The organism is Streptomyces sp. NPDC058620, from assembly GCF_042717135.1.
GTDB lineage: Bacteria > Actinomycetota > Actinomycetes > Streptomycetales > Streptomycetaceae > Streptomyces.
This window is the reverse complement of the sequence record NZ_JBHXQO010000064.1, coordinates 18,175-34,168: the sequence shown is the minus strand read 5'-3', so window position 1 is coordinate 34,168 and position 15,994 is coordinate 18,175. Positions and strand designations below refer to the sequence as shown.

At 71.4% G+C, this 15,994-nt stretch carries 14 protein-coding genes and 1 pseudogene; 6 read left to right on the top strand and 9 right to left on the bottom strand.

All coding sequences use genetic code 11. The features are described 5' to 3' along the window. On the top strand, nucleotides 1-255 hold a 255-nt coding region (locus tag ACFWSK_RS32905; protein ID WP_383794339.1), incomplete at its 5' end, for an LAETG motif-containing sortase-dependent surface protein. Between the two features lie 58 nt (nucleotides 256-313). Here ACFWSK_RS32905 and ACFWSK_RS32900 read toward each other — a convergent pair. The 3 genes from ACFWSK_RS32900 to ACFWSK_RS32890 all read right to left on the bottom strand — a co-directional run bounded on the left by ACFWSK_RS32900 (nucleotide 314) and on the right by ACFWSK_RS32890 (nucleotide 5,936). Then, nucleotides 314-1,210, bottom strand: a complete 897-nt coding sequence (locus ACFWSK_RS32900) for an esterase/lipase family protein (RefSeq protein WP_383794336.1) — start codon at nucleotides 1,208-1,210, stop codon at nucleotides 314-316. Nucleotides 1,211-1,377: 167 nt separating this feature from the next. Beyond that, nucleotides 1,378-2,406 carry a hypothetical protein gene (locus ACFWSK_RS32895; RefSeq protein WP_383794333.1) on the bottom strand — a complete coding sequence of 343 codons (1,029 nt, stop codon included), beginning with the start codon at nucleotides 2,404-2,406 and terminating at the stop codon, nucleotides 1,378-1,380. Then, nucleotides 2,403-5,936 carry a DNA polymerase III subunit alpha gene (locus ACFWSK_RS32890; RefSeq protein WP_383794352.1) on the bottom strand — a complete coding sequence of 1,178 codons (3,534 nt, stop codon included), beginning with the start codon at nucleotides 5,934-5,936 and terminating at the stop codon, nucleotides 2,403-2,405. The genes ACFWSK_RS32895 and ACFWSK_RS32890 overlap by 4 nt, the downstream gene beginning before the upstream one ends. A gap of 171 nt (nucleotides 5,937-6,107) precedes the next feature. Between ACFWSK_RS32890 and ACFWSK_RS32885 the strand changes: the two genes are divergently transcribed. Then, nucleotides 6,108-7,172 carry a DUF3533 domain-containing protein gene (locus tag ACFWSK_RS32885; protein WP_383794331.1) on the top strand — a complete coding sequence of 355 codons (1,065 nt, stop codon included), beginning with the start codon at nucleotides 6,108-6,110 and terminating at the stop codon, nucleotides 7,170-7,172. A gap of 18 nt (nucleotides 7,173-7,190) precedes the next feature. Here the strand turns inward: ACFWSK_RS32885 and ACFWSK_RS32880 are convergent, their stop codons facing one another. Beyond that, entirely contained in the window at nucleotides 7,191-8,027 is an 837-nt protein-coding gene (locus tag ACFWSK_RS32880; protein ID WP_383794328.1) for a potassium channel family protein, read from the bottom strand. Between the two features lie 50 nt (nucleotides 8,028-8,077). On the opposite strand from ACFWSK_RS32880, the pseudogene ACFWSK_RS32875 reads away from it, so the two are divergent. The 3 genes and pseudogenes from ACFWSK_RS32875 to ACFWSK_RS32865 form a co-directional block, all read left to right on the top strand. Further along, nucleotides 8,078-8,293 (top strand): annotated as a pseudogene (locus ACFWSK_RS32875) (hypothetical protein); the annotation flags it as partial. Nucleotides 8,294-8,411: 118 nt separating this feature from the next. Further along, nucleotides 8,412-8,924, top strand: a complete 513-nt coding sequence (locus ACFWSK_RS32870; RefSeq protein ID WP_383794326.1) for a hypothetical protein — start codon at nucleotides 8,412-8,414, stop codon at nucleotides 8,922-8,924. Between the two features lie 187 nt (nucleotides 8,925-9,111). Then, nucleotides 9,112-9,609, top strand: a complete 498-nt coding sequence (locus tag ACFWSK_RS32865; RefSeq protein WP_383794323.1) for a phospholipase — start codon at nucleotides 9,112-9,114, stop codon at nucleotides 9,607-9,609. Between the two features lie 100 nt (nucleotides 9,610-9,709). On the opposite strand, the gene ACFWSK_RS32860 is transcribed toward ACFWSK_RS32865, so the two are convergent. After that, entirely contained in the window at nucleotides 9,710-10,795 is a 1,086-nt protein-coding gene (locus ACFWSK_RS32860; protein ID WP_383794320.1) for a S1 family peptidase, read from the bottom strand. A 390-nt stretch (nucleotides 10,796-11,185) separates the two neighbouring features. Between ACFWSK_RS32860 and ACFWSK_RS32855 the strand changes: the two genes are divergently transcribed. Beyond that, nucleotides 11,186-12,112 (top strand): DUF4231 domain-containing protein, encoded by a 927-nt coding sequence (locus tag ACFWSK_RS32855; RefSeq protein WP_383794317.1) that lies wholly within the window; start codon nucleotides 11,186-11,188, stop codon nucleotides 12,110-12,112. A gap of 7 nt (nucleotides 12,113-12,119) precedes the next feature. On the opposite strand, the gene ACFWSK_RS32850 is transcribed toward ACFWSK_RS32855, so the two are convergent. The 4 genes from ACFWSK_RS32850 to ACFWSK_RS32835 all read right to left on the bottom strand — a co-directional run bounded on the left by ACFWSK_RS32850 (nucleotide 12,120) and on the right by ACFWSK_RS32835 (nucleotide 15,994). Further along, the gene (locus tag ACFWSK_RS32850; RefSeq protein WP_383794314.1) at nucleotides 12,120-12,599 is read right to left on the bottom strand and encodes a hypothetical protein; all 480 of its coding nucleotides are present in this window, start codon (nucleotides 12,597-12,599) and stop codon (nucleotides 12,120-12,122) included. Nucleotides 12,600-12,738: 139 nt separating this feature from the next. Beyond that, on the bottom strand, nucleotides 12,739-13,638 hold the full coding sequence (locus ACFWSK_RS32845; RefSeq protein WP_383794312.1) for a S1 family peptidase: 900 nt from the start codon (nucleotides 13,636-13,638) through the stop codon (nucleotides 12,739-12,741). Nucleotides 13,639-13,911: 273 nt separating this feature from the next. Further along, nucleotides 13,912-14,709 (bottom strand): DUF1684 domain-containing protein, encoded by a 798-nt coding sequence (locus tag ACFWSK_RS32840; RefSeq protein WP_383794309.1) that lies wholly within the window; start codon nucleotides 14,707-14,709, stop codon nucleotides 13,912-13,914. Between the two features lie 4 nt (nucleotides 14,710-14,713). Continuing rightward, on the bottom strand, nucleotides 14,714-15,994 hold the full coding sequence (locus ACFWSK_RS32835) for an NtaA/DmoA family FMN-dependent monooxygenase (protein ID WP_383794349.1): 1,281 nt from the start codon (nucleotides 15,992-15,994) through the stop codon (nucleotides 14,714-14,716).

Here is a 15,994-nt window from a genome sequence, read left to right as displayed (position 1 = left end):
GAGGTCACCGAGGCGTCCCCGGCCGCCGGGACGGGGACGCCGGGGACGGCGACCCCCGAGGCCGTGGCCTCCGAGCCGGCCAACGCCCCGGTGGCCAACGGCTCCGGGGCGGGCGAGGAGCTCGCCGAGACCGGGGGTTCGAGCAGCAGCTCGTACCTCGCGATCGGCGGCGCAGCGGCGCTCGCGGTCGGTGCGGCCGCCCTGTTCACCTCGGCACGCCGCCGGTCGGCCACGTCGGCCCGCCACGGCCGCTGACCGCCGGCCTCGGCGCCGGACCGGCCCGCCGAAGGCGCTCGGTGCGCCTTCGGCGGGGTCAGCCGATCACCGACAGGCAGTTCGTCGGGGTGGCGTGCGCCGGGTCCAGGGCGTTCTCCACCTCGTGGAACGCGATCCGGTCGATGGTTCCGATCGCCACGTGCTCGGACAGGTCGACCGCGCACAGATCCTGGAGGAGGACGTTGCGTACGTTCGGTCCGTCCAGGTACTGCGTGCGGTACGGGGTCACGACCTCGTCGTACCGGGTCGCGATGACGGTGTAGCGGACCCCTGGCACGGTGTCGCCGCCCGCGTTGAGCTTGGTCATGAACGCGGACCCGGCGACCTGGTCGGCGAGGCCGGGGGTGGCGGCGGAGAGCAGGTCCTCGGCGCCGGGGAAGTACGGCAGCAGCTTGGTCAGCCCGAGGAGGGTGGTGCCGTGGTTGTCGGGGGCGAGACCGACGAGAGCGTTCACCTTCGCCGCGCCGCCGAGGAACTTCAGGTAGTAGTTCGGCATCATGCCGCCCTGGGAGTGGCCCACCAGGTCGGCCTTGGGCGCTCCGGTGGCGGCGAGCACCTTGTCGACGAACACGTCGAGCTGTCCGGCCGACTTGTCGATGGGGCCGAGTCCGTGGAAGAACGGGACGCCCGGGAGCTGCCCGTAGTCGAGGGAGAAGACGCAGTACCCCCGGTTGACGAGGTAGGGCGCGAGGACGAGCCAGTTGTCGACCGAGTTCCCGAACGTGCCGTGGACCAGGACGACGGGGCGGGGATGGGCTGCGGAGGGCTTGCAGGTGTAGTCGTTCCAGCCACGGGACGTGGTGGTGGTCTCGGCTGTGGGGGCGGCGGCGGTCGCGGTCGCCGTGGGGGCGGCGAAGGCTGCGACGGCCAGGAGCAGCGCGGTCAGCGTCCGGCGCGCACGGCGGGTGCGCACCGGACGATTCCAGGGCAGCATCGTGTGTTCTCCTTGCGGCTCAAGGGAGTTGCGATGTCTGTGCGCCCTGCGGCCCGGACCACAAGAGTTATGTGCTCATGTCAAATTACGCGCGAGTAAGGTGGTTGGGGAAGTTACGCGTCGGTAAAAACTGATGCGGCATCAACGCGCCCCGGGCCACGGCGGATTCAGGCGGCGAGGCGACCCGGCTTGACCGCTTGCGGGCCGAATCTGGCACGCAGACGGTCCGACACCGCCTCGATGCGCCGCGCCCGCTCGTCCGCCGGGTCGAAGGTGAGCTGATGGGCCGCCCGCTCCGCCTCGCGCAGCCCCTCCGCCCGCAGGGCGATCCCCCGCACCCGGGCCCGCTGGAGCCCGAACGAGTCCTGTATCCCGTACGCGAGTTCGGTGAGCGCCACCGAGTGGGCGGTGGGCTCCCGGAGCGTACGGCTGCGGGTCAGCGTCGCGTATCCGGTGCGGGCGGCGTAGCGCACGGTGACCGCGAGCGAGCGGCACACCTGCCCCTCGGTGCGCAGCCGGGCGCCCAGCTCCTCCGTGAGCGAGAGAAGCGCACGGCGGTGCTGCTCCGGGTCCAGCTCGTCGCGGGGGAAGGACCGTTCGGCGGCGACCGACCGGGCGGCGGCGTTCGGCACGACCCGGGTACGGTCGATGCCGTTCGCCCGCTCCCACAGATCCCGGCCGGTCCGGACGCCGGTGATCCGTTGCAGGGTGGCGAGCGGTGCGGCGGCGATCCGGCCGACGGAGTCCAGGCCGTACCCGCACAGGGTGCGCGCCGTGGCCGCCCCGACCCCGTCCAGCGCGGCGGCCGGCCTGGCCGAGAGGAACGCGGCGACCCCGTCCCCGGGCACCACGAAGGTCGTACCGGGCGCCGCCTGCCGCGCCGCCATCCTGGCCAGCATCGGATTGACGGACGCCCCGATCGCACAGTCCATACCGTGCAGGGCGAGCGCGCGGACCCGGATCACCGAGGCCAGACCGGTCACGTCCTGCCCGAAGTAGCGCAGCGCACCGCTCACATCGGCGAGCGCCACGTCGGGCGGTGCGGCCTCGACGACCGGGGTGAACGCGCCGAGGAGGGCGATCAGCCCCTCGTAACCGGCGCTGTCCGGAAGTCCCCCGCCGATCCGCCGGAAGCGCAGGCACAGGACCGCCGGCTGCTCCTCCGCCGCGCCGCTCGTTCCGTGTTCCCGGATCATCCCGCGCTCCCCGGACTCTGGTGCCACAACTTCCGTCCCGTGGGTGCCCCTTCACCGGCCGGCTGGAGATCGGACCAGGGGTTCATCTCGTAACCGGTGGACATCTGGATGCGGCGGCCGCTGTCGGCGGGAACCGCGTCCGGGGCGTCGCCCTCCCCCGCCACCTCCTTCGAGGAGACCTCCGCGAGCCTGGACGCGACCGCGTCGAGTCCGCCGGTGCGCCGCAGCTCGGCCAGCTCCGCCAGATTCCAGGCCGCCGCGCCCACCACGCTCAGGCTCCGCGGTCCACGCCGCTGCACCACACCGCGCACCAGCAGCAGCCAGGAGTGGAAGACGGTGTGCGCGCAGGCGGCATGGCTGTCGTCGAAGAAGGCCAGGTCGACCAGGCCCGTACCGTCGTCCAGGGTGGTGAAGATGACCCGGCGGCCGGAGCGGACCGGCGGGGTCTGGGTGGCGGCCTTGGCGCCCGCGACCAGCACGGTCTCCCCGTGCCGCGCCTCCCTCAGCCGCTTCGCGGACACCGCGCCCAGCTCCCCCAGGAACGCGTGGTGGTCCCCCATCAGATGGCGGGACACATCCATGTTCAGCACACCGAGTTCGGCACTGAGGCGTTCCGCCTCGCTGAGGTCGGGCAGGCCGATGGAGCCGGTACGCCGGCCGTCCCCGAGCGGGAGCTGCGCACCCCGGGCCCCCGGCCCGGAGCCCCGCTGGGCACGGTGGAGCTCGGAGAGATGCAGCAGCAGGTCCCGTCGGTTGGCGCCGAAGGCGTCCAACGCGCCGACCTTGGCGAGCCGTTCGGCGGCCGGTCTGCCGGGCCGGGCCCGCTGCCAGAAGTCCAGCAGCGAGGCATAGGGCTGCCCGGCCTCGATCCTGGCGACCTCGGCCTCGCTGATGCCGTGGACGTCCGAGAGCGCCAGCCGCAGACCCCAGACCTCCGTGCCACCCCTCTTATCAGACGTCAGTTCGATTCTATGTGTGGCCGCCGACCGGTTCACATCCAGCGGCAGCACGGGCACCCCGCGCCGCCGCGCGTCCGCGAGCAGCAGCCGCTTGGGATACATCCCCGGGTCGTGCGTGAGCAGCCCTGCGTAGAAGGCCGCCGGGTGATGGGCCTTGAGCCAGGCCGACTGGTAGGTGGGTACGGCGAAGGCGACCGCGTGGGCCTTGCAGAAGCCGTACGAACCGAACGCCTCGATGATCTCCCAGGCGCGGGCAATCACCTCGATGCCGTAGTTCCTCGCCGCCGCCCGCTGCGCGAACCACACCTTGATGCGCTCCTGCGACTCGGGGTCGGAGAGCCCACGCCGCACCCGGTCGGCCTCGCCCCGGCCGCAGCCGGTCATGATGGCGACCATCTCGATGATCTGCTCGTGGAAGACGACCACTCCGTACGTCTCGCGCAGGGGCCCTTCCAGATCGGGATGCGGATAGCGGACGGGCGCGCGGCCGTGCCTGGCCTCGATGAACGGCCGCACCATGTCGGCGGCCACCGGCCCCGGCCGGAACAGCGAGATGTCGACCACGAGATCGTGGAAGGTGGCGGGCTGGAGCCTGCCGACCAGATCGCGCTGGCCCGGCGACTCGATCTGGAAGCAGCCCAGCGTCTCGGCGCTCCTGATCAGCCGGTAGGTCTCCGGGTCGCCCGGCGGTACGGCGTCCAGGTCCAGTTCCCGCCCCGAGGCCCGCTTCAGTTCGGTGACCGCGTGCGCCATCGCCGACTGCATCCGCACACCCAGCACATCGAGTTTGAGCAGCCCGAGATCCTCCACGTCCTCCTTGTCGAACTGCGCCATCGGGAAGCTCTCGCCACTGGTGGGCACGACCGGGGTACGGCGCAGCAGCGAGGCGTCCGAGAGGAGTACCCCGCACGGGTGCATCGCGATACCGCGCGGCAGGGCGTCCAGCCCCTCCACCAGCTCCCACAGCCGCCCGTACTTCTCCTTGTCCGCCGCGACCTGCCTCAGCTCGGGCAGTTCCTCCATGGCCGCACGGGCGTCACGGGCCCGGATGTGCGGGAACGCCTTGGCCAGCCGGTCGGTCTCGGCCGGGTCCATGGAGAGCGCGGCCCCGACGTCCCGGATGGCGTGGCGCACCCGGTAGGTCTCGGGCATGGCGACGGCCGCGACCCGCTCGGTCCCGAAGCGCCCGATGATCGCGCGGTAGACGTCGAGGCGGCGGGCCGACTCCACGTCGATGTCGATGTCGGGCAGCACGAAGCGCCGCTTGGAGAGGAAGCGCTCCATGAGCAGCCCGTGTTCGACCGGGTCTGCGTGCGCGATGCCGAGGAGGTGGTTGACCAGGGAACCCGCCCCGGAGCCACGGGCGGCGACTCGGACACCCATGTCCCTTACATCATCGACGACTTGAGCGACCGTCAGGAAGTACGAGGCGAAGTTGTGGTGGGCGATGATGTCCAGCTCCTGGTGCATCCGCTCCCAGTAGTCGCGCCTGCGGTCGAGGCCGCGCAGCACCATGCCCGCGGCGGCCCGGGAGGCCAGCACCCGCTGGGCGGTGCGCGGTCCCGCGCCGACGAGGTGCGGTTCGGGGAAGTGGACGGCGCCGATACCGAGGTCACCGGCGGGGTCGACGCGGCAGGCGTCGGCGGTACGCCGGGTCTCGGCGAGCAGCGCCGCCCCCGCGCCCGGCCCGAGACCGGCGGCGGCGGTGATCCGCTCGGCGGTCTCCGCCATCGCACGTGCGCCCTTGAGCCAGCGTTCCCCGCTGTCGAGAGGCGAGCGGCGCGGGTCGACCGGGACGAGCCTGCGGGCGGCGTCGAGCACGTCGGCGATCCTGCTCTGCCCGGCGTCGGCGTACCGGACGGCGTTGGTCAGCACGGCCCGTACCCCCTGTTCGGCGGCGAAGCCGACGGTACGGGCGGCGAGCCGCAGCGATCCGGGGCCGGTTCCCTCACGCCCGTGGTGGACGGCTTCGAGGCGCAGGTCGTCGCCGTAGATCTCCCGCCAGGGCGCGAGCAGTGCGGCGGCCAGGTCGGGCCGGCCCGCGGAGAGCGCCCTGCCCACCTCGGAGGCGGGGCCGAGCAGGACGGTGAGCCCTTCGGCGGGCAGCTCGGGCCGGCCGACGACGGGCTGCCCGGCATTTACGGGAGGGCCGGACGGGGCGGGTGAGCCGGACGGGAGGGGCGGGCCGGGCGGGACGGGCGGAGCGGCGTGGGCGGCGGTGACGAGCCGGCACAGCTCGGCCCAGCCCTGGGCGCCGTCCCGGGCGAGAAAAGTGACCCGGGGCGCGGATTCATCGACAAAGGCGCCCCCGCGCGCCGGTGTCCGCCGACGCGCACGCCCGTCGTCCGCCGTATGCGGCGCCACCGCGAGGTCCACCCCGAACAGGGGCCGCACCTCGGCCTCCCCGCACGCCTTGGCGAAGCGGACCGCGCCCGCGAGGGTGTCGCGGTCGGTCAGCGCGAGGGCGTCCATCCCCCGCTCGGCGGCGCGCTCGGCCAGCCGTTCCGGGTGCGAGGCCCCGTACCGCAGGGAGAACCCGGAAACGGTGCGCAGATGCGTGAACCCGGGCATCCGCACCTCCTGGACCGATCCGTACTCATCACCCCCCTCGTTCTCCACCATAGACCAAATTTCGAACACTCGTACGATAACCCGGGCGGGGGGCACCCGTCCCACCTGCACCTCAGCCATTCGGCCTTGTCCCACCTGCGTAAACACCGGGCCGCCCGGACCGTGGGGGGCATGACTTTCGTCGACGAGGTGAAGAACGCCGTCACTCCACGAGCCGCACTGCTCGTCCTGGGCGTGCTCGCGCTGCAGCTGCTGTTCATCGCGTCCTACGTCGGGGCGCTGCACAAGCCCAACCCGACGGACGTCCCCTTCGCCGTTGTCGCGCCCCAGCAGGTCTCGGGGCAGCTCGTCACCCGGCTCGACGCACTCCCCGGCGGCCCGCTGGACCCGCGCCCGGTCGCCGACGCGGCCGAGGCCCGCGAACAGATCATGAACCGCGACATCGACGGCGCCCTGATCGTCGACCCCACCGGCACCACCGACACCGTGCTCGTCGCCTCCGGCGGCGGCACCGTCCTGGCCGATTCCCTGACCAGGATCATGGAGAAGGTCGACGCGACCCGGGGCCGCACGGTCAGGACCGTCGACGTGGCCCCGGCGTCCCCGGACGACTTCGACGGGCTCTCGTCCTTCTACCTCGTGGTGGGCTGGTGCGTCGGCGGCTACCTCTGCGCCTCGATCCTCGCGATCAGCGCGGGCACCAAGCCCGCCAACCGGCAGCGCGCCCTGATCAGGACCGCCACCATGGCGCTGTACTCAGTCGCGGGCGGGATCGGCGGCGCGGTCATCATCGGACCGGTCCTCGGCGCACTGCCCGGCAGCGTATGGGGGCTGTGGGGCCTGGGAGCACTGATCGTCTTCGCGGTCGGCATGACCACGCTCGCCCTGGAGGCCCTCACCGGCATCATCGGCATCGGCCTGGCCGTCCTGATCATCGTGATCGCGGGCAACCCCAGCGCGGGCGGCGCCTTCCCGCTGCCGATGCTGCCCGACTTCTGGCGGGCGATCGGCCCCGCGCTGCCACCGGGGGCGGGCACCTGGGCGGCCCGCTCGATCGCCTACTTCAAGGGCAACGCGATCACCGGACCGCTGCTGGTGCTCTCCGCCTGGGCGGTCGCGGGCACGGTCCTCACACTGCTCCTGTCCATGCGGCACAGGCCGGACGACGCCGCCGGCGCGGCATCCGCGGACACCGCGCCGACGGGCACGGCACCCGGCGGCTCGACCGCCGCCTGACCTCGTGGCCGGGCGGTGTCACTCGCCGGAGCGGACGACCTGCCGGGACACGGTCACGCCGTCATCGGCCGGGCTGCCCGGCGCCGGTACCCGGTCCCGCGTCGCGGACAGTTCCGTGACCTCCGCGCGCAGCGCCCGTACCTCCGCCGTGAGCGCGATGATGGCCTCCGTCTGCAGCCGGTCCGTGGCGTTGTCGCTCTCGAAGCGGGAGATGAACCAGGCGGCGATGTTCGCCGTGACCACACCCAGCAGCGCGATACCCGACAGCATCAGGCCGACCGCGAGCATCCGGCCCAGACCGGTGGTCGGGGCGAAGTCGCCGTAACCGACGGTCGTCATCGTGGTGAAGGACCACCACACCGCGTCGCCGAGGGACTTGATGGTGCCTTCCGGCGAGTCCCTCTCGACCTCCAGCACCGCGAGCGAGCCGAACATCAGCAGACCCACACACGACCCCGCGACGTACGTGGTCAGTTGCACCTGTGAGGCCATCCGGGCCCGCTGCCCGGCCAGCAGCAGGGTGGAGACCAGCCGGAGCAGCCGCAGCGGCTGCACCATCGGCAGCAGTACGGCGAGCAGAGCGAGCGGATGACGTCGTACGAATCGCCATCGGTCGCGTGTGAGCACCAGCCGCACGGCGTAGTCACCGGCGAACGCCCCCCACACCACCCACTCCACACCCCGGCACAGCCGCAGCGTCAGCGCGTCGGCGCCGGGGGACACGACCGGCACGGCGTACGCGACGGCGAAAAGCAGGGCCAGCACCAGAAGCGGCCACTGGGTATGCCGCTCCCACCGCTGCTCGGCTTCCGTGCCGCCCCCGGCTTCCGCCTCCGTCGATTCCGCGCTTTTCATGGAGTCATCGTAGAGAGCGCGAGCCGGCCGGAAACACCTGGCAGACCGAGGGGACGGATGCCAGGGCGCTGCGGGCGAACCCCCGGCCGGACGTCATCGTCGTCCTGACCGACGGGCAGCCGCGCCGGCCGAGCGCGCAGCCGCCGTGCAGGACGGTGGTGGGTCTGTTCCCCCGGCAGCACAACGGCGCCTCGTGGGACGAGAACGATCCCGACTACGTACCGGACTCACCGCCCGAGTGGGCGCGCACGGTGACCATCGGGTAGGCGCCAGGGGCGGCGAACCGCTCTCCGGGGGGCCCGGAACGCCAGGGAGGATCACCCCGGTACTGTCCGCTTGTTCGAAAAGAGCCCCGGACCAGGGGCTGCACGCGGGAGGGGCGTCATGAGTGGTGCGGGGTCGGCCGGCAGTACGGGGAAGCTGAGCGACGAAGAGGGCGGGAGGCTCGCGGGCCGCTGGTGGAAGTGGGCCCTCTCCGCCCCTGACGACCGGTGTCCGGTACAGGACACGACGGGCGAGCACGCCGCCTGGAAACAGCCGGACGACCTCTGGTTCCTCGCCGGGACCTACGGCGGGCGCGTGGTGCGGCGCTGCGCGGTGCCCTCGGACCGGTCCTTCTTCTTCCCTGTGCTCAACATGCAGCACACCAGGCTGTATTCGAGGGTCCCCCAGTCCATGGAGGTCGCCGAGGCCACCGCTTCGCTCAACAGCGTTCCGCTGCCCCTGCAGGAATTCACGGCGCCGTTCAGGACGGGGCTGGTCCAGCGCTACGCATGGGGCATCTGGGGCGGCTTCGCCCCGTTGACCCCCGGTGCGTACGTACTGGAGATCAAGGCCAGGGCCACGAACGGCTTCTGGGTCGACACGACGTACCACCTGGAGTCGAAGGCCCCCTGATCCACCCGTTGTCGTGACGGGCGGTGGTCCTCCCGTGACCGCCGTCCGGCCTGCGGCCCAATTCTTGGCGTCCAGCCGGCGCGACAGCTAGGCATGACAGGTACATGGCGTCATTCTGGGGTGGCCTCGTGCGACCCACGAGGAGCACAGCCATCCCCAACTCCCTGTCATCCGCCGGAGGTTGCTCATGCGTCGCCGTTTCGCCGTCTCGCTCGCCGCGGTCGCCCTGTCGCTCCCGCTCGCCCTGCTCCCTGCCGCGTCCGCTTCGGCCGCCCCCGCCGACAAGCCCCAGGTACTCAGCTCCTGGACCCAGACGAGCGCCTCCAGCTACAACGCCTGGAACACCGCACGCAACAACCAGGGCGCCTGGACCGCGTACGGCTTCGACTGGTCGACGGACTACTGCAGCACCTCGCCCGACAACCCGTTCGGCTTCCCCTTCCAGAAGTCCTGCGCCCGTCACGACTTCGGCTACCGCAACTACAAGGCCGCCGGGACCTTCTCCGCCAACAAGGCGCGTATCGACTCCGCCTTCTACGCGGACCTCAAGCGCGTGTGCGCCGCCTACTCCGGGGCCACGCTCACGTCATGCAACGGCACGGCGTGGACGTACTACCACGCCGTGGACATCTTCGGCGTGGCACCGGCGAAGGCGGGCGCCGACAGACTGGCCCGCGCCGCCTGATTCGCGGGCTCCGGCCGCAGGCGAAGGGCCCGCCCGCCTCACTCCGTGTGAGGCGGGCGGGCCCGTCGTCGGCCGGATGTCCCCGGCCCGGTACGGCTGGTCAGCCGATCTCGGCGCCGTACGCGGCCAGCGCCTCGGGGACCGGCTGGAAGAACGTCTCGCCGCCCGAGGAGCAGTCGCCGCTGCCGCCCGAGGTCAGACCGATCGCGGTGTCGCCCGAGAAGAGCGAGCCGCCGCTGTCGCCCGGTTCGGCGCAGACCGTCGTCTGGATGAGCCCGTTGACGATGTCGCCGTTGCCGTAGTTGACCGTGGCGTCCAGCGCGGTGACCTCACCGTCGTGCACCTGGGTGGTGGAGCCGCTCCGGGTCACCGCCATGCCGACCGTCGCCTCGCCCGCCCTGGTGATCGGCTGCGTGGAACCGTTGTAGAGGTCGACCTCGCTGGGGTGGGGCACGTCAGAGGTGTACTTGACCAGGCCGTAGTCGTTGTCCGGGAAGCTGGACCCCTCATTCGCGCCGATCTCCGCACCGCCCTGCGCGTCGGACCAGCTGGTGATCGACTCGGTGCAGTGTCCCGCGGTGAGGAAGTACGGCTCGCCGCCCTTGACCACGTTGAAGCCCAGCGAGCAGCGCCCGCCCCCGCCCCAGATCGCGTCGCCGCCCGCGATCAGGGGCTTGAACTCCCCTGCCGAGCGGTTGAGTTCGGCCTTGCCGCCGAGCTTCTCGACCACGGCCGTGAGCTTGTCCAAGGCCGTTCCCTTCACCGTACGGTCGGCGGTGACGACCACCTTGTTGCTCACCGGGTCGACCGCCCAGGAGGTGCCGGGGATGGTGGCCCGGTCGGTGAGGGTCTGCCGGGCCGACGACAGCTCGGCCGTCGAGTTCTGGACGACTCTGGCCTTGCCGCCCGCCGTGCGCACCTGCTCCGCGGCGGCCTGGTCGAGGACGTTCACGACGAGGCTCTTCGTCCCGGCGTCGTAGTACGCGCCCGCCGTGCCGCCGGCCAGGGTCTCGTCCAGCGTGGTGGCGAGCTTCCCGGCAGCGCCGGCCGTCAGCGTGCGTACGGCGGGCCGGGGCGTGTCCTCACTGGCGTTCGCTGTCTGGAGGGTGACTCCGGCTGCGACCAGGGCGACGACGGCCGATCCGGCCGTCATCGCGCGCTTCCTGGATATGCGTCGATGCTTCAACGTACGACCTCCTGTGGGGCCGCGCGGGGACGAGTGTGGGGTGTCCGTACGCGGAGGATGGGGCGCTCACTATTCCCATGCGGTGAAACGCACACAAGGTCGAACTCAGGACGCACACATGACAACGACGCTTCGGTTTCGTCACCTTCACTTCCCGGGGACGGAGACCACCTCGCCCGCCGCGGGGGGCCAGGGGCTGCCCGGAAGCGGCCCGGGCGGGGCTCGCGCCATTGCCGTGTCCGGCGCGCGACTTTAGTCTCTTGTCCCCGGCAAGCAGTTGAGGGCGTTCATTCGTTTCGCGCCCGGCAGTACGGCCCACTGCTCCGGACAGCACGGAATCAGCCATTCCATTCGCAGAGTGACCACTGAAACCGCATAGCGGGGGTGAGCATGACGGCGATTCCAGGACCGCTGCAGAGCATGGTCTTCAGGAACGCGGATCTTCCGGCGCTCTTTCACCACACGGACGCCATCGCCATCGCACGCCAGCGGGAGGCCGTGAACACCACCCGGGGCCAGCTGATCCTGCTGGTCCTGGGATCCGTACCGGCCGCCCTGCCCTGGCACTGGGACACCGGCGGCTCCCTGCGGCTCAGCGGCCTCATAGCCGTACTCGCCTATCTCGGCGTTCTCATGACGACGTTCTTCGCCTCGCGGCGCAAGGCGAAGTCGCACTGGCAGCTGAATCGTTCGGCGGCCGAGTTCATCAAATCGATGTGCTGGCGCTATGCCGTGCACGGTTCGCCTTTCGAATCCGCCACCCAGCATCCGGAAGCGGTCTTCGCCAACCGCCTCGAAGAAGGACTGCAGGAACTGAGGAAAGTCGGCTGGACCGACCCCAGGGATCAACTGGCCGATTCCGGTGGGCTGATCACGGATTCGATGCGGGAGTTACGGGACAAGGCGTTCACCGTGCGCAAGGAGACGTACGTACGCGACCGGCTGATCGAACAGCGCGGCTGGTACCGAAGACGCCAGGAGACCTCCAGGCGGGGCACCACGGTCTGGTCGGTCACCATCTCCGCCCTCACCGCGCTCGCCCTGATCCTCACCCTGTTCCAGACGTTCGGGCTCGCCCGGTCCTTCGCACTGCCGGGGGTCCTGTCCGCTGCCGCTGCCGCCTGTCTGGCATGGAACGAGATGCGCCGGCACCATCCGCTGATCTCCGCCCACTCCCTCGTGGAGAAGGATCTGGAGTCGATGCAGATCGCGATGGAGACCACGCTGACCGAACGACAGTGGCCGGTCGCCGTCTTCGAGACCGAGCGGATCGTCTCCCCCCAGCACACCGACTGGCTGGCCCGCCACCAGATGTGAGTGCGCGTCAGCCGCGGCGCACGCCCTCGCGCCAGATCACGGTGACCGGCAGACCGAGACCGCGGGCGTACGTCACGATGTCGCCCGTACCGCCGAGACCGCGGGCCGGCAGGCCGTCCCACACCGCGAGCAGCCGGTCGCAGTGCTCGGCGATGTAGACGCCCGCCGCGTAGTACGCCTCGTCCGTGGAGTGCGGGAAGTCCAGCACGACCTCACGGGTCGCCCGCTTCCTGAGCGTCCGGTAGCCGGCGAGTCCGGCGTCGTCGTCGAAGCACGACTCGTAGTCCCCGCTGGGGATCACCACGGTGAGCTCCGCGCCGCCGGCGAGCGCGAGGTCCGCGAAGAGCTGATCCGCCCCGGCGGCCAGACTGGAGAGGGCCTCCACGGAACCGTCGAGTCCGCCGAGCACGGCCCTCAGCCCCTCCAGCACCTGGTCGTAGGCTTCCTGGGGAATGATGCGGTGGCCGGTCACTCCGATGCGTTTCACGGACCTGGAACCCCCTGCGGTGGGTGGCTGGCTGCGGTCGGCCGCCCTGACATCCTCTCAAAAGCCGCGTGACGTACAAGAGCCCCTGCCCGGATGTCCGGGCAGGGGCTCCTCGGTGAACGACTGCGATCCTCGTGCGTCAGTAGACGCTGACGCCGTACGCGCTCAGTGCCTCGGTGACCGGCTGGAAGAACGTCGTACCGCCGGACGAGCAGTTGCCGCTGCCCCCGGAGGTGAGGCCGATCGCCCTCGTACCCGAGTAGAGGGGGCCGCCGGAGTCACCGGGCTCGGCGCACACGTTCGTGCGGATCATGCCGGAGACGATGTCCCCGCCTCCGTAGTTGACGGTGGCGTTGAGACCTGTGACGGACCCGCTGTGGGTGCCGGTGGTGGAGCCGCGGCGGGTGACGGACATGCCGACCGTGGCGTTGGCCGCGCTCACGATGTCCTGGTTGCCGACGGTGCCCGACTTGGTGACCGAGGTGTTGGTGTACCGCACGATGCCGTAGTCGTTGGTCGGGAAGCTGGATCCCGAGGTGGTGCCGAGGACGGTGGTACGTCCGGAGTTCGACCACCAGGTGCCGGCGCCGTCGGTGCAGTGACCGGCGGTCAGGAAGTAGTACGTGGTGCCGCTGCGGACGTTGAAGCCGAGGGAGCAGCGCCAGCCGGAGGCGTAGACCGCGTCGCCGCCCGAGATCAGCTTGCTGAAGGTGCCCGGGGTGCGCTCGATCCGCAGGGCGCCCGCGGTGTTCCCGGCGGAGTCCTTGATCTTCTTGATCTCCGCCTGCGAGACCGTGCTGTCCACGGTGACGACGACGCTCCCGGTGGCCGGATCGATGTTCCAGGCGGTGCCCGCCACATCGGCGTCGAGCACGGCATCACTCGCCGCGCCGAGCTGGTTGGCGCTGAACGTCGCGGTGGAGTCGGCGCTGGCGGACGGGACGGCGAGAGCGGCGACGGCGACGAGGCCGGCCGAGACGGCGACGGCCCTGCTCCGTCTCGCCGTGCCACCGAGGGGGGTGGTGCGCTTGATCCTCACTTTTCGTTCCTCCCGAGGGGGATCGGGGGCCCCTGCCCGTGGGGTGGCGGGACCCGTGAGGCGCAGTCAGTGAGACGTCCGTGTGCCGGATGTGTTCGCACTCCGGATACTCCGTGCCTCTGACAAGCGCTGTTCGGGAGTATTCGGGGCACACAACTCGCCGCGCAAGGGCGTGTTTCGGCCGCCTGCGAGCGGGCGCGCTAGAGCCCCGGCAGCGGGTCCGCTGCCGGGGCCGGGCGGCCGTGTCCACCGTCCGTGTGACCGGTGGGACGGTCAGGCGTCGATCCGGTTCCGCTCACCGGCCGGGACGGGGACGGGGAGGGTGTTGCCGGGCGGCGGGAAGGGGCAGATGAAGTGGTCGGCGAAGGCGCAGGGCGGCAGCAGCGCGCGGTTGAAGTCGACGGTCACTCTGCCGTCCGCGGCCGGCGGCGCGGGCCGCAGGAAGCGGAAACGGTAGCTGCTGCTTCCGCTGGTCGCGTCGGCGAAGACGGCCCAGAGCGAACCGTCGGGTTCGACCGCGACCTGGAGCGTGTGAGCGGCGCCGTCCACCTCGAAGGTGATCTCCCCGCCGAGTCCCAGGCCCCGCTCGACCCCATCGGCGTTCTCGACCCGGACCGTGCGGTCGGCCGGGTACGGGCGGAAGGTGCCGGGCAGCGCCCAGCCGGCGTCGTACGGGGTGGCCTCGATGCTCCGGAACGCCTGCCGCGCCCCGGACCCGGGGTCGAAGTCCCGTACCGCCCAGAGCCCTTCACGGCTCAGCACGACCAGTCGGCGCGCGCCGTGTGTCACCCGGGACCCGTCGATCGGCCCGCGGTCGGCCGTGAGTCTGATCTCGCCGGTCAGGGGCTTGCCGTCGACGCTCAGGCCGTCCTCGGGCGTGGCCGTGAGCAGCACTTCTTCGCCGTCTTCCCGCCACTGCCCCGGGACGGCCGGAATTCGACCGTCCGGGTAGTCGGAGAGCCAGTGGGTGCCCGTCAGGGACAGCGGACCGTACGGTGCGGCGACCGTGACGAGGCGCCCTTCGTGCCAGCTCTGCCAGTCCTGCCGGTCCTGTTGTTCGTCCGTGCTCATGGGTTCAACCTTTCCACACCGGCTCGGCCAGACCGAGGTGCGACCGCAGGGTGGAGCCGGTGTACTCGGAGCGGAAGACCCCGCGCTCCCTGAGCAGCGGCACGACCCGGTCGACGAAGTCGTCGAGGCCGCCCGGGGTGAGGTGCGGTACGAGGATGAATCCGTCGGCCGCGTCGGCGGCGACGAACTCGGCGAGGCCCGCGGCGACGGTCTCCGGCGAGCCGATGAAGGACTGCCGGGCGGTCGTCTCGATGACGGTCTGCCGGATGGAGAGCCCCTTGGCCTCCGACAGCGCCCGCCACTGGGCGGCGACCGCGAGGGGGTCGCCGACCCGGACCCGGCCCTGGACCAGCCCGGAGTCGGGGACCGGGTCCGTCTCGGGAAGGGGCCCGTCGGGATCGTACGAGGAGAGGTCGCGGCCCCAGACCTGCTCCAGGGCGAGGATGGCGTTCTGCGGGGAGACCTGGAGGCGGCGGATGTCGTCGGCGTTGCGCTGGGCCTCGGCGTCCGTGTCACCGAGGACGAAGCTGACCCCGGGCATGATCTTCAGGTCCTCGGGCCTGCGTCCATAGGTCGCCAGCCGTCCCTTGACGTCCGCGTAGAAGGCACGGCCGGCCTCGAGTGTGCCGTGCCGGGTGAAGATGACGTCCGCCGCGGACGCGGCGAACTCGCGGCCTTCGGCGGAGTCCCCGGCCTGGATGACGACGGGGTGCCCCTGGGGGGAGCGGGGGACGGTGAACTCCCCCGCGACGTCGAAGTGGGTTCCGCTGTGCGTCACCGGCCGGGAGACCCCGTCCGGTGTCCAGGAGTCCCACAACTCCCGTGCGGTGAAGACGAATTCGGCGGCCCTGGTGTAGCGGTCGGCCCGGTCGAGGTAGCCGCCGCGCCGGAAGTTCTCGCCGGTGAAGGCGTCGGACGAGGTGACCACGTTCCAGGCGGCCCGGCCGCCGCTGAGGTGGTCGAGCGAGGCGAGCCGGCGCGCCAGTTCGTACGGTTCGTTGAAGGTGGCGTTGACCGTGGCGGCGAGACCGAGCCGGCCGGTTACCGCGGCGAGTGCGTTCAGCACGGTGAGGGATTCGGGCCTGCCGACCACGTCCAGGTCGTGGATCAGGCCGTTGTGTTCCCGCAGCCGGAGCCCTTCGGCGAGGAAGAAGAAGTCGAACGTGCCGCGTTCGGCGGTCCTGGCCAGGTGCGCGAAGGAGGAGAAGTCGATCTGGCTCCCGGCGCGGGGGTCGGCCCAGACCGTGGTGTTGTTGACGCCCGGGAAGTGGGCGGCCAGATGCAT

Coding starts and splice junctions, on each gene's coding strand:
- ACFWSK_RS32900 (WP_383794336.1), bottom strand. CDS start 1,210: ATGCTGCCCTGGAATCGTCCGGTGCGCACCCGCCGTGCGCGCCGGACG.
- ACFWSK_RS32870 (WP_383794326.1), top strand. CDS start 8,412: ATGAGTGGTGCGGGGTCGGCCGGCAGTACGGGGAAGCTGAGCGACGAA.
- ACFWSK_RS32880 (WP_383794328.1), bottom strand. CDS start 8,027: ATGAAAAGCGCGGAATCGACGGAGGCGGAAGCCGGGGGCGGCACGGAA.
- ACFWSK_RS32895 (WP_383794333.1), bottom strand. CDS start 2,406: ATGATCCGGGAACACGGAACGAGCGGCGCGGCGGAGGAGCAGCCGGCG.
- ACFWSK_RS32885 (WP_383794331.1), top strand. CDS start 6,108: ATGACTTTCGTCGACGAGGTGAAGAACGCCGTCACTCCACGAGCCGCA.
- ACFWSK_RS32865 (WP_383794323.1), top strand. CDS start 9,112: ATGCGTCGCCGTTTCGCCGTCTCGCTCGCCGCGGTCGCCCTGTCGCTC.
- ACFWSK_RS32890 (WP_383794352.1), bottom strand. CDS start 5,936: ATGCCCGGGTTCACGCATCTGCGCACCGTTTCCGGGTTCTCCCTGCGG.
- ACFWSK_RS32840 (WP_383794309.1), bottom strand. CDS start 14,709: ATGAGCACGGACGAACAACAGGACCGGCAGGACTGGCAGAGCTGGCAC.
- ACFWSK_RS32855 (WP_383794317.1), top strand. CDS start 11,186: ATGACGGCGATTCCAGGACCGCTGCAGAGCATGGTCTTCAGGAACGCG.
- ACFWSK_RS32835 (WP_383794349.1), bottom strand. CDS start 15,994: ATGCATCTGGCCGCCCACTTCCCGGGCGTCAACAACACCACGGTCTGG.